General features: G+C 52.1%; 9 protein-coding genes. 6 read left to right on the forward strand and 3 right to left on the reverse strand.

From position 1 onward, the window contains the following. Positions 1-54 precede the first annotated feature (54 nt). The gene (gene ampD / locus OGY09_RS11580; protein ID WP_032942371.1) at positions 55-618 is read left to right on the forward strand and encodes a 1,6-anhydro-N-acetylmuramyl-L-alanine amidase AmpD; all 564 of its coding nucleotides are present in this window, start codon (positions 55-57) and stop codon (positions 616-618) included. Further along, positions 615-1,469, forward strand: coding sequence for a beta-lactamase regulator AmpE (gene ampE / locus OGY09_RS11585; protein ID WP_032942372.1), 855 nt, complete (start codon positions 615-617; stop codon positions 1,467-1,469). Before ampD ends, ampE begins: the two co-directional genes overlap by 4 nt. 92 nt (positions 1,470-1,561) lie before the next feature. Here the strand turns inward: ampE and OGY09_RS11590 are convergent, their stop codons facing one another. From OGY09_RS11590 to aroP, 3 genes are all read right to left on the reverse strand, one after another. Further along, entirely contained in the window at positions 1,562-2,512 is a 951-nt protein-coding gene (locus tag OGY09_RS11590; protein ID WP_032942373.1) for a glycoside hydrolase family 43 protein, read from the reverse strand. Then, positions 2,512-3,918, reverse strand: coding sequence for a glycoside-pentoside-hexuronide (GPH):cation symporter (locus OGY09_RS11595; protein WP_003829494.1), 1,407 nt, complete (start codon positions 3,916-3,918; stop codon positions 2,512-2,514). Before OGY09_RS11595 ends, OGY09_RS11590 begins: the two co-directional genes overlap by 1 nt. 159 nt (positions 3,919-4,077) lie before the next feature. After that, complete coding sequence (gene aroP, locus OGY09_RS11600) at positions 4,078-5,451, reverse strand: aromatic amino acid transporter AroP (RefSeq protein ID WP_008786209.1); 1,374 nt, start codon at positions 5,449-5,451, stop codon at positions 4,078-4,080. Positions 5,452-6,015: 564 nt separating this feature from the next. Between aroP and pdhR the strand changes: the two genes are divergently transcribed. From pdhR to lpdA, 4 genes are all read left to right on the forward strand, one after another. Then, on the forward strand, positions 6,016-6,780 hold the full coding sequence (gene pdhR, locus OGY09_RS11605; RefSeq protein ID WP_003018699.1) for a pyruvate dehydrogenase complex transcriptional repressor PdhR: 765 nt from the start codon (positions 6,016-6,018) through the stop codon (positions 6,778-6,780). Between the two features lie 163 nt (positions 6,781-6,943). Further along, positions 6,944-9,607, forward strand: coding sequence for a pyruvate dehydrogenase (acetyl-transferring), homodimeric type (aceE, locus tag OGY09_RS11610; RefSeq protein ID WP_032942374.1), 2,664 nt, complete (start codon positions 6,944-6,946; stop codon positions 9,605-9,607). A 14-nt stretch (positions 9,608-9,621) separates the two neighbouring features. Then, a complete protein-coding gene (aceF, locus tag OGY09_RS11615) occupies positions 9,622-11,511 on the forward strand; it encodes a pyruvate dehydrogenase complex dihydrolipoyllysine-residue acetyltransferase (protein WP_032942375.1) in 1,890 nt (629 codons plus the stop codon). A gap of 175 nt (positions 11,512-11,686) precedes the next feature. Further along, entirely contained in the window at positions 11,687-13,111 is a 1,425-nt protein-coding gene (gene lpdA / locus OGY09_RS11620) for a dihydrolipoyl dehydrogenase (RefSeq protein WP_003829486.1), read from the forward strand. The last annotated feature ends 216 nt before the right edge of the window (positions 13,112-13,327 follow it).

The raw sequence follows: 13,327 nt of genomic DNA on the forward strand, positions 1-13,327 counted from the left end.
TGGAAACATGCTACCCTGAACCTGATATGAGCACCACCAATAAGGAGATTCTGCATGTTGTTAGACGAGGGCTGGCTGGCAGAGGCGCGACGCGTTCCCTCTCCGCATTACGATTGCCGCCCGGATGACGAAAACCCTTCTCTGCTGGTGGTGCATAATATCAGCCTGCCGCCCGGCGAGTTTGGCGGCCCGTGGATAGACGCGCTGTTTACGGGCACGATTGATCCCAACGCCCATCCTTATTTTGCCGGGATCGCCCATCTGCGTGTTTCGGCCCATTGTTTGATTCGCCGTGACGGTGAAATCGTGCAATATGTGCCTTTTGATAAACGCGCCTGGCATGCGGGTGTGTCGAGCTATCAAGGGCGAGAGCGCTGTAATGATTTTTCAATTGGTATTGAGTTGGAAGGGACGGATACACTGGCCTATACCGATGCGCAGTATCAGCAACTGGCTGCCGTGACGAATACTCTGATTACGCGTTATCCGGCCATTGCTAACAACATGACAGGACATTGCAATATTGCGCCCGAGCGTAAGACCGATCCCGGGTCGTCCTTTGACTGGGCAAGGTTCCGCGCCCTGGTCACCCCCTCGTCGCACAAGGAGATGACATGACGCTGTTTACAACATTATTGGTGTTGATTGTTGAACGCCTGTTTAAGCTGGGTGAGCACTGGCAGCTTGATCACCGGATTGAAGCTTTTTTCCGCCGGATTAAGCATTTTTCGATGATGCGTACGGTAGGCATGACTCTGATTGCGATGGGAGTGACGTTTCTGCTACTGCGCGCACTTCATGGGCTGTTGTTTAATGTTCCGTTGCTGGTGGCGTGGATCTTAATTGGCTTGCTGTGCATCGGTGCTGGCAAGGCGCGCCTTCACTATCACGCTTACCTGAACGCGGCTGCTCGCGATGATGCTCACGCCCGTGATGCTATGGCCAGCGAGCTGACGCTTATCCATGGGGTTCCGCCGGACTGCGATGAGCGTGAATTCTTGCGCGAACTGCAGAACGCGTTGTTATGGAACAACTTCCGCTTTTATCTGGCGCCGTTATTTTGGCTGATTGTCGGTGGTCCATGGGGACCTGTGACGCTGGTTGGTTATGCTTTTTTACGTGCCTGGCAGTCCTGGCTGGCGCGCTATCAGACACCGCACCAGCGTCTGCAATCAGGTATTGATGCGATCCTGCATGTGCTGGATTGGATCCCGGTGCGTCTGGCGGGCGTGGTCTATGCGCTGTTGGGACATGGCGAGAAGGCGCTGCCGGCCTGGCTTGCCTCGCTTGCGGATCTGCACACGTCGCAATATCAGGTGCTTACGCGTCTGGCGCAGTTCTCGCTGGCGCGTGAACCGCACACCGATAAAGTCGAAACGCCAAAAGCCGCCGTTTCGCTGGCGAAGAAAACCTCGTTTGTGGTGGTGGTGGTTATTGCGGTGCTCACCATTTATGGGGCATTAGTATAGCGTTGTGCCGGATGGCGCTAATGCTTATCCGGCCTACAATGAAAAAACGTGTAGGCCCGGTAAGCATTAGCGCCACCGGGCAGTGCAGCGGTTTAGTTCGTATCAGCAGGCGGGATGCCAAAATCTGGCATGCCGTTTTCGTCCCAACGCACGAGCTTCAGACGAGTGTGGCGGTTTGGGTCGTACAGCGGATCGCCCTCGATTTCGGTGTAGTTTCTCGCGTGATACACCAGCACATCTTCACCTTCCGGCGTTTGTGTAAAGCTGTTGTGTCCTGGCCCAAACTGGTGGTTTTCATAACTGGTGGTAAAGACCGGGCGCGGTGATTTGTGCCAGTTCTGCGGTTTGAGCGGATCGGCGTTGAGGTCAATCCACAATAATCCCATACAGTAGTTCTCATCGGTGGCGCTGGCGGAATAGCTGATAAACAGCTTATCGCCATGAACCATGACGGCAGGACCTTCATTGACCCAAAAACCCCGGCATTCCCAGTCATACTCAGGATGACTTAGCATGACCGGCTCGCCTTTAATCGTCCATGGATTTTCCAGCTCAGCGAGATAGATATTGGAGTTTCCGGCGATATCGGGCGACTTCTGCGCCCAGAGGTACCACTGTTTTCCCTGATGGTTAAAGGTGGTGGCATCAAGCGCAAAGGTATCAAACTGCGTTTTAATCTGACCTTTCTCCGTCCACTGCCCGGTCAACGGATCGGCGTCGGCACATTCGAGCGCAAACATGCGATGCTGGAACATCCCCAGCTTGTCGAGCGACTGTGTGTGGGTGGCAGCAAAATAGATGTACCACTTGCCTGCCAGATGATGGATTTCGGGTGCCCAGATGAGTTGGCTCATGGGGCCGCTTTCTGGTTTGCGCCAGACGACAACCGGGGCGGCGGTGCGCAACCCCTCCAGCGAGTCGGCCCGGCGTATCTCCAGTCGGTCATATTCGGGTACTGACGCAATGAAATAATAGTGGCTACCGTCACGTAAGATAAACGGATCGGCACGCTGTTCAATAAAGGGATTTGGCCACTGATTCATTAGGCTTTCCTTACGGTTTCAGTCGTTTTTATATCGTGGTATTCATTCAGTTCACGGTAGTTGGCGCGGCGCTTTTCTAAATCTGTCTGGATTTGCTGCATAAACTCGCGGTCAACTTTAAGCAGACGAACCACGCCTGCGGTAATCAGGTAGCCTACGCCCGGTATGATGGTAAACAGCAGCATAATACCGTTAATGGCAGAGTCGCTTTGCGCTTTCGCCCCAGCGTCGTAACCGTACCAGGAGAGCAGGAAGCCGACCATCGCTCCGGCAATCGCCAGGCCCAGTTTCAGGAAGAACAGGTTACCGGAGAAGCTGATTCCGGTGATGCGTTTACCGGTTTTCCACTCGCCATAGTCATCGACATCCGCCATCAGCGACCAGTGCAGCGGAGAAGGAATTTGGTGCAGGATGTTGAGCAGGAAGTAGAGCACCATAATCATCATGGTGGCTTTCGGATCGAAGAAGTAAAACGCGGCAGAGAAAATCGCCAGGATAATATTGGTCCAGAAGAAGACTTTCAGTTTGCACCAGCGATCGGTTAATACCTTCGCCAACATACTGCCGATCATCATGCCGACCACACCAAGACTGATAAACAGCGTTGCGAACTGCGTGCTTTGCTGCATAACCCATGTCACGTAGTACATGGTGGCAGCCATGCGAATAAAGCCCGGACAGACGTTGCACAGTGTTAACAGCAGAATTTTTACCCACTGATCGTTCTTCCACACGTCTTTCAGATCGGCTTTTAAATCGTCATTGGTCTGGACAGCAGGGCGCACGCGTTCACGGACCGTAGCGAAGCAAAACAGGAACATACACATGCCGATGAAAGCCAGAACCGCCATCGCCATCTGATACCCTTTGGCTTTGTCTTCCCCGCCGAACCAGTCGGCCATTGGCAGCAAGGTGAGGGACAGCAGCAGGGTTGCAATGCCTACCAACACAAAGCGATATGACTGGCAGGCGACGCGTTCCTTCGGATCGTTGGTGATGACGCTGCCGAGCGAGCAGTAGGGAATGTTGATCGCTGTATAAGTAATAGATAGCAGGAAGTAGGTAACGAACGCATAGATAACTTTGCTGTTATAGGTCCACTCTGGAGTGGTAAACATCAGTACGCTGAATAACGCGTACGGGAAAGCCATCCATAAAAGCCATGGACGAAATCGACCATATTTACTACGGGTGCGGTCGGCCATCGCGCCCATTATAGGGTCGGTAACGGCGTCGATAACGCGTACTGAGAGCAGTAATACGCCGACCAGTGCAGGTGCCAGACCAAAAATGTCTGTGTAAAAATAGTTAACAAACAACATGATGGCGCCAAAGATGATGTTGCATCCGGCGTCGCCCATTCCATAGCCGATCTTTTCTTTCACCGTGAGCTTACTGGTTTCCATCAACTGCACTCCATTAATGAGATATGGAGAGAATTATTGTCCGGCACCGGTGTTTTTGCGTTGCAGGATAACGCCGCTGATATGGACTAAACAGTCGTGAGTGGGAAAGTGTGAGGCAGGTAACAACCCCCACCTGACGCAGGTGGGGGGAGGGGGGGATTAATGCGCTTTAACCGCGCCGGCCGTTTTTTGTTTACACAGGTAGCCGATGCCAAGAATGGCAATCCATACAGGGATTAAGTACACCGAGATCGCCATACCCGGCGTCATCAGCATAATCACCAGTACTGCAGCCATGAAAATCAGGCACACCCAGTTACCCAGCGGATAGAGCAGCGCCGGGAAGCGGGTGGTAACACCCTGCTGCTGTTTGGCTTTGCGGAACTTCATGTGTGCCAGGCTAATCATTGCCCAGTTGATCACCAGTGCGGAAACCACCAGCGCCATCAGCAGGCCAAAGGCGGATTCCGGTGCCAGGTAGTTGATCAGCACACACAGAGCCGTCACCAGTGCGGAAACCAGAATGGTGTTCACCGGTACACCGCGTTTGTCGACGTTCATCAGCGCTTTCGGCGCATTGCCCTGCTGTGCCAGACCGAACAGCATACGGCTGTTGCAGTATACGCAGCTGTTATAGACAGAAAGGGCGGCAGTCAGCACTACGATGTTCAGGGCATTAGCAACAAAGGTGTCGCCCAGTTCGTGGAAAATAAGGACAAACGGGCTGGTATCCGCCGTGACACGTGTCCACGGCATCAGGGAAAGCAGAACCGCCAGCGAACCCACATAGAAAATCAGGATACGGTAGATAACCTGGTTGGTCGCTTTGGGAATGCTTTGCTCCGGGTTATCCGCTTCTGCTGCGGTGATCCCGACCAGCTCCAGCCCACCGAAAGAGAACATAATAATAGCCATCATCATCACCAGACCGGTGAAGCCATGCGGCAGGAAGCCTCCCTGGTCCCACAGGTTGCTGACGCTGGCCTGCGGGCCGCCGTTACCGCTAAACAGTAACCAGCCGCCGAACAGGATCATCGCTACGACGGCAATGACTTTAATAATGGCGAACCAGAACTCCATCTCACCAAACACTTTCACGTTGGTCAGGTTGATGGCGTTGATCAGCACAAAGAAGGCAGCCGCAGACACCCATGTTGGGATCTCCGGGTACCAGAACTGGATGTATTTACCCACGGCAGTTAGCTCTGCCATGGCAACCAGCACGTACAGCACCCAATAGTTCCAGCCGGAAGAGAACCCCGCGAAACCGCCCCAGTATTTATAAGCAAAGTGACTAAATGAGCCTGCAACGGGCTCTTCAACCACCATTTCACCTAACTGACGCATAATCAAAAAGGCGATAAAGCCGGCAATAGCGTAACCCAGAATAATACCCGGTCCTGCAGACTGGATAACGGATGCGCTACCGAGGAATAACCCGGTACCAATCGCGCCACCCAGCGCGATTAGCTGTATATGGCGGTTCTTAAGGCCGCGCTTGAGCTGATCGCCATGCTGTTGACTTTCCATCATGAAACCTCGTGTGTGGTTTTACTCTTCATATTTCGAGTACTTATTTTTTGAACTACGCAGCAATGCGTGTGTAAGTTTGCAATTCCGTTTGTTGTATTAATTTGTTTACAGATGCTTTTGATAAAATGTTGCCTTAATACTTTTGTCTTGATCAGAATAATGATATGTGAGCGCGAATGCACCTGCTTTATGCGGGGAAGATGACGAGTTGAATAAAAAGAAACCATTTGTAAATGCGAGTTTATCTACCACAAAATTTCCATTTTGAATTTCTATTCATTAATAGTGGTTGATATGTCGATAAATAAGCAGGTGAATCGGTTCAGATGAGATAATTTTTCGTTTCAATTCCGTTAAAACTACCACGAGGTGGGTAAATTTAACATTTGTGCATAGTTACATGTTTGAAACGTTATTTCTGTAATGTTGTTAAAATATGCCTCCTTTACTGATTTCAATCAAAACCTGTATGGACAGAAGGTGAATACTTTGTTACTTTAGCGTCAAGAACATGAAATTGGTAAGACCAATTGACTCCGGGCAAATGGCTTAAGACAGGAAATCATGGCCTACAGCAAAATCCGCCAACCAAAACTCTCCGATGTGATTGAGCAGCAGCTGGAGTTTTTAATTCTTGAGGGGACACTTCGCCCCGGAGAAAAACTCCCACCGGAACGCGAGCTGGCAAAACAGTTCGACGTCTCCCGCCCCTCCTTACGCGAGGCGATCCAACGCCTTGAAGCGAAGGGCTTACTGCTTCGTCGTCAGGGCGGTGGCACTTTTGTTCAGAGCAGCCTGTGGCAGAGCTTTAGCGACCCACTGGTAGAGCTGCTCTCCGACCATCCTGAATCCCAGTTTGACCTGCTTGAAACGCGCCATGCGTTGGAAGGTATTGCGGCTTATTACGCTGCACTGCGCAGCACGGATGAAGACAAAACGCGTATCCGTGAACTTCACCATGCGATCGAGCTTGCTCAACAGTCCGGCGATCTTGACGGCGAATCTGATGCGGTACTCCAGTATCAAATTGCTGTCACCGAAGCGGCACACAATGTGGTGCTGCTCCATTTGCTAAGGTGTATGGAGCCGATGCTGGCCCAGAACGTTCGGCAAAACTTCGAATTGCTGTATGCGCGTCGTGAAATGCTGCCACTGGTTAGCAGTCACCGTACCCGTATTTTTGAAGCAATTATTGCCGGGAAGCCGGAAGAGGCGCGTGAAGCGTCCCACCGTCACCTGGCGTTTATCGAAGAGATCCTGCTGGACAGAAGCCGTGAGGAAAGCCGTCGTGAACGCGCCTTACGCCGTCTGGAGCAACGAAAGAATTAGTGATTTTTCTGGCAGAACGTTAACCAGAAGATGTTGTAAATCAAGCGCCATATAAAGTGCGCGGCAACTAAACGCAGAACCTGTCTTATTACGCTCTCTGGCGAGAACGTAATGGGACAGGTTCCAGATAACTCAACGTATTAGATAGATAAGGAATACCCCCATGTCAGAACGTTTCCCAAATGACGTGGATCCGATCGAAACTCGCGACTGGCTACAGGCGATCGAATCGGTCATCCGTGAAGAAGGTGTTGAGCGTGCTCAGTATCTGATCGACCAACTGCTTTCAGAAGCTCGCAAAGGCGGCGTGAAAGTAGCGGCAGGTGCAGGGGCCAGCAATTATGTAAACACTATTGCCGTTGAAGATGAACCGGAATACCCGGGCAATCTGGAGCTGGAACGTCGTATTCGTTCTGCTATCCGCTGGAACGCCATCATGACCGTACTGCGCGCGTCTAAAAAGGACCTCGAGCTGGGTGGCCACATGGCATCCTTCCAGTCCTCCGCAACGGTATATGATGTTTGCTTCAACCACTTCTTCCGCGCACGCAACGAGCAAGATGGCGGCGATCTGGTGTACTTCCAGGGTCACATCTCTCCGGGCATCTACGCACGCGCATTCCTGGAAGGTCGTCTGACTGAAGAGCAGATGAACAACTTCCGTCAGGAAGTACATGGCAAAGGCCTGTCTTCCTACCCGCACCCGAAACTGATGCCAGAATTCTGGCAGTTCCCGACCGTATCTATGGGTCTGGGCCCAATCGGTGCTATCTACCAGGCTAAATTCCTGAAATATCTGGAACACCGTGGCCTGAAAGATACCTCTAAACAGACCGTTTACGCCTTCCTGGGCGACGGCGAGATGGATGAGCCAGAATCTAAAGGTGCGATCACCATCGCGACCCGTGAAAAACTGGACAACCTGGTCTTTGTTATCAACTGTAACCTGCAGCGTCTTGACGGCCCGGTAACCGGTAACGGCAAGATTGTTAACGAACTGGAAGGCATCTTCGCGGGCGCTGGCTGGAACGTTATCAAAGTCATGTGGGGCGGTCGTTGGGATGAGCTGCTGCGTAAAGACACCAGCGGTAAACTGATCCAGCTGATGAACGAAACCGTTGACGGCGACTACCAGACCTTCAAATCCAAAGATGGCGCATACGTACGTGAGCACTTCTTCGGTAAATACCCGGAAACCGCAGCACTGGTTGCTGACTGGACTGACGAGCAGATTTGGGCTCTGAACCGTGGTGGTCACGATCCGAAGAAAGTCTACGCTGCACTGAAAAAAGCGCAGGAAACCAAAGGCAGAGCAACTGTAATCCTGGCCCATACCATCAAAGGTTACGGCATGGGTGACACTGCTGAAGGTAAAAACATCGCTCACCAGGTTAAGAAAATGAACATGGACGGCGTGCGTTATATCCGCGACCGTTTCAACGTTCCTGTGACCGACGAGCAGGTTGAAAACCTGTCTTACATCACCTTCCCGGAAGGTTCTGAAGAGCACACTTATCTGCACGCTCAGCGTCAGAAACTGCACGGCTACCTGCCTGCTCGTCAGCCGAACTTCACCGAGAAGCTGGAACTGCCAGCTCTGGAAGACTTCGGTGCGCTGCTGGAAGAGCAGAACAAAGAAATCTCCACCACTATCGCTTTCGTTCGTGCCCTGAACGTGATGCTGAAGAACAAGTCGATCAAAGATCGTCTGGTTCCGATCATCGCTGACGAAGCGCGTACTTTCGGTATGGAAGGTCTGTTCCGTCAGATTGGTATCTACAGCCCGAACGGTCAGCAGTACACCCCGCAGGACCGTGAGCAGGTTGCTTACTATAAAGAAGACGAGAAAGGTCAGATCCTGCAGGAAGGTATCAACGAACTGGGTGCAGGCGCATCCTGGCTGGCTGCTGCGACTTCTTACAGCACCAACGATCTGCCGATGATCCCGTTCTACATCTACTACTCCATGTTCGGGTTCCAGCGTATCGGCGACCTGTGCTGGCAGGCTGGCGACCAACAGGCTCGCGGCTTCCTGGTAGGGGGTACTTCTGGTCGTACTACGCTGAACGGCGAAGGTCTGCAGCACGAAGATGGTCACAGCCATATTCAGTCTCTGACTATCCCGAACTGTATCTCTTACGATCCGTCTTACGCGTACGAAGTTGCGGTCATCATGCACGATGGTCTGGAGCGTATGTACGGTGAGAAACAAGAGAACGTTTACTACTACATCACCACGCTGAACGAAAACTACCACATGCCGGCAATGCCAGCAGGTGCCGAGGAAGGTATCCGTAAAGGTATCTACAAACTCGAAACCCTCGAAGGTAAGAAAGGTAAAGTTCAGCTGCTGGGCTCCGGTTCTATCCTGCGTCACGTGCGTGAAGCAGCACAGATTCTGGCGAACGACTACGGTGTAGGCTCTGACGTTTACAGCGTAACTTCCTTCACTGAACTGGCGCGTGATGGCCAGGATTGTGAGCGCTGGAACATGCTGCACCCGATGGAAACTCCGCGCGTTCCGTACATCGCTCAGGTGATGAACGACGCTCCGGCAGTAGCATCTACTGACTATATGAAACTGTTTGCCGAACAGGTTCGTACTTATGTACCGGCTGATGATTATCGCGTACTGGGTACTGACGGTTTCGGTCGCTCTGACAGCCGTGAAAACCTGCGTCACCACTTCGAAGTTGATGCTTCCTACGTGGTTGTAGCGGCCCTGGGCGAACTGGCTAAACGTGGCGAAATCGATAAGAAAGTGGTTGCAGATGCAATCATCAAATTCAACATCGATGCAGATAAAGTTAACCCGCGTCTGGCGTAAGAGGTAAAAGAATAATGGCTATCGAAATCAATGTACCGGACATCGGGGCTGATGAAGTTGAAATCACCGAGATCCTGGTCAAAGTAGGCGACAAAGTTGAAGCTGAACAGTCGCTGATCACCGTAGAAGGCGACAAAGCCTCTATGGAAGTTCCGTCCCCTCAGGCGGGTATCGTTAAAGAGATCAAAGTCTCTGTTGGCGACAAAACTGAGACCGGCAAACTGATCATGATTTTCGATTCCGCCGACGGTGCAGCAGCAGCTGCACCTGCTCAGGCAGAAGAGAAGAAAGAAGCAGCTCCGGCAGCAGCACCTGCTGCCTCTGCGGCGAAAGACGTACACGTACCTGACATCGGCGGCGACGAAGTAGAAGTTACCGAGATCATGGTTAAAGTGGGCGACACCGTTGCGGCTGAACAGTCTCTGATCACCGTTGAAGGTGACAAAGCCTCTATGGAAGTTCCGGCGCCGTTCGCCGGTACCGTTAAAGAGATCAAAATCAACACGGGTGACAAAGTGTCTACCGGTTCCCTGATTATGGTCTTCGAAGTGGCGGGCGCAGCGCCTGCTGCTGCACCGGCTCAGGCTGCTGCTCCAGCAGCAGCGGCGGCTCCGGCTGCTTCCGGCTCGAAAGAAGTTAACGTACCGGATATCGGTGGTGACGAAGTTGAAGTCACTGAAGTGATGGTTAAAGTGGGCGATAAAATTGCCGCTGAGCAGTCACTGATCACCGTTGAAGGCGATAAAGCGTCGATGGAAGTTCCGGCACCGTTCGCGGGTACCGTGAAAGAAATCAAAATCAGCACCGGCGACAAAGTTAAAACCGGTTCTCTGATTATGGTCTTCGAAGTCGAAGGCGCAGCACCTGCAGCCGCTCCTGCACAAGCAGCTGCTCCGGCTCCGGCCGCTGCACCAGCGCCTGCGCAAGCCGCAGCTCCGGCCGCAAAAGCGGAAGGCAAATCTGAGTTTGCTGAAAACGACGCTTACGTTCATGCAACGCCGCTGATTCGTCGCCTGGCGCGCGAATTCGGTGTGAACCTGGCGAAAGTGAAAGGTTCTGGCCGTAAAGGTCGTATCCTGCGTGAAGACGTTCAGGCTTACGTGAAAGACGCTATCAAGCGTGCTGAAGCGGCTCCGACTGCAGCAGCAGGTGGCGGTATCCCGGGCATGCTGCCTTGGCCGAAAGTGGACTTCAGCAAGTTTGGTGAAATCGAAGAAGTGGAACTGGGCCGTATCCAGAAAATCTCTGGTGCTAACCTGAGCCGTAACTGGGTGATGATCCCGCACGTTACTCACTTCGATAAGACCGATATCACCGATCTGGAAGCGTTCCGTAAACAGCAGAACGCCGAAGCTGAAAAACGTAAACTGGACGTGAAATTCACCCCAGTAGTCTTCATCATGAAAGCCGTTGCCGCAGCTCTGGAACAGATGCCGCGCTTCAACAGCTCCCTGTCTGAAGACGGTCAGCGCCTGACCCTGAAGAAATACATCAACATCGGTGTAGCGGTTGATACTCCGAATGGTCTGGTTGTTCCGGTCTTCAAAGACGTGAACAAGAAGAGCATTACCGAGCTGTCTCGTGAACTGACCGTGATCTCCAAGAAAGCGCGTGATGGCAAGCTGACCGCTGGCGAAATGCAGGGCGGTTGCTTCACCATCTCCAGCATCGGTGGCCTGGGTACTACCCACTTCGCGCCGATTGTGAACGCGCCGGAAGTGGCTATCCTCGGTGTCTCCAAGTCCTCTATGGAGCCAGTGTGGAACGGTAAAGAGTTTATGCCGCGTCTGATGATGCCGATTTCGCTCTCCTTCGACCACCGTGTAATTGACGGTGCGGATGGTGCGCGCTTTATCACCATCATCAACAACATGCTGTCTGACATTCGCCGCCTGGTGATGTAAGCGAAAAAGCCGGCCCGACGGCCGGCTTTTTTCTGGTAATCTCATGAAGTCAGTGAGGTTATTGTGCGAAAGACAAATCGGTTGCCGTTTTTTGTTTCAAAATTGTTAACAATTTTGTAAAATACGGGCGGATAGAACGACCCGCTGGACGACGGGTATAAATTAAGAGGTCATGATGAGCACTGAAATCAAAACTCAGGTCGTGGTACTTGGGGCAGGCCCTGCAGGTTACTCTGCTGCCTTCCGTTGCGCAGATTTAGGTCTGGAGACCGTCATCGTAGAACGTTACAGCACCCTTGGCGGTGTTTGTCTGAACGTCGGCTGTATCCCTTCTAAAGCGCTGCTGCACGTAGCAAAAGTTATCGAAGAAGCCAAAGCGCTGGCTGAACACGGTATCGTTTTTGGCGAGCCGAAAACCGATATCGACAAGATTCGTACCTGGAAAGAAAAAGTTATCACTCAGCTGACCGGCGGTCTGGCGGGTATGGCCAAAGGCCGTAAAGTGAAAGTGGTTAACGGTCTGGGTAAATTTACCGGGGCAAACACCCTGGAAGTTGAAGGCGAAAACGGCAAAACCGTGATCAACTTCGACAACGCAATCATCGCGGCGGGTTCCCGTCCGATCGAACTGCCGTTTATTCCGCATGAAGATCCGCGCGTGTGGGATTCCACCGATGCGCTGGAACTGAAAACTGTTCCTAAGCGCCTGCTGGTAATGGGCGGCGGTATCATCGGTCTGGAAATGGGTACCGTGTACCATGCGCTGGGTTCAGAGATCGACGTGGTTGAAATGTTCGACCAGGTTATCCCGGCTGCCGACAAAGACGTGGTTAAAGTCTTCACCAAGCGTATCAGCAAGAAATTCAACCTGATGCTGGAAACCAAAGTGACCGCCGTTGAAGCGAAAGAAGACGGTATCTACGTTTCCATGGAAGGCAAAAAAGCCCCTGCCGAAGCTCAGCGTTACGATGCTGTGCTGGTAGCTATCGGTCGTGTACCGAACGGTAAAAACCTCGACGCGGGCAAAGCTGGCGTGGAAGTTGACGACCGTGGCTTCATCCGCGTTGACAAACAGCTGCGCACCAACGTGCCGCACATCTTTGCTATCGGCGATATCGTCGGTCAGCCGATGCTGGCACACAAAGGTGTTCATGAAGGTCACGTTGCCGCTGAAGTTATCGCCGGTAAGAAACACTACTTCGATCCGAAAGTTATCCCATCCATTGCATACACTGAACCAGAAGTTGCATGGGTTGGTCTGACTGAGAAAGAAGCGAAAGAAAAAGGTATCAGCTACGAAACCGCCACCTTCCCGTGGGCTGCTTCTGGCCGTGCTATCGCTTCCGATTGCGCAGACGGTATGACCAAACTGATTTTCGACAAAGAATCTCACCGTGTTATCGGTGGTGCGATTGTCGGTACCAACGGCGGCGAGCTGCTGGGCGAAATCGGTCTGGCGATCGAAATGGGTTGTGACGCTGAAGATATCGCGCTGACCATCCACGCGCACCCGACTCTGCACGAGTCCGTTGGCCTGGCGGCAGAAATCTTTGAAGGTAGCATTACCGACCTGCCAAACCCGAAAGCGAAGAAAAAGTAATTTTTCCGAAATGATAAAAAGCGGCTGAATGGCCGCTTTTTTTATGTATTTGTTACATAATAGTGTCAAGATCTGGCAAAGATTAAGGTAACTAGCCGAATTGCCAGAAAATGTTTTTTACCGTACTGCATCAAACTCCCGAACCGCATGAAATCAGCATTCCAAATCAACATACTGTTTCACAAGAAATAAATCACCTTATCTTGTCATTAGATG

Origin of the sequence: Citrobacter sp. Cpo071 (genome assembly GCF_030332765.1) — a bacterium.
Lineage (GTDB): Bacteria > Pseudomonadota > Gammaproteobacteria > Enterobacterales > Enterobacteriaceae > Citrobacter > Citrobacter portucalensis.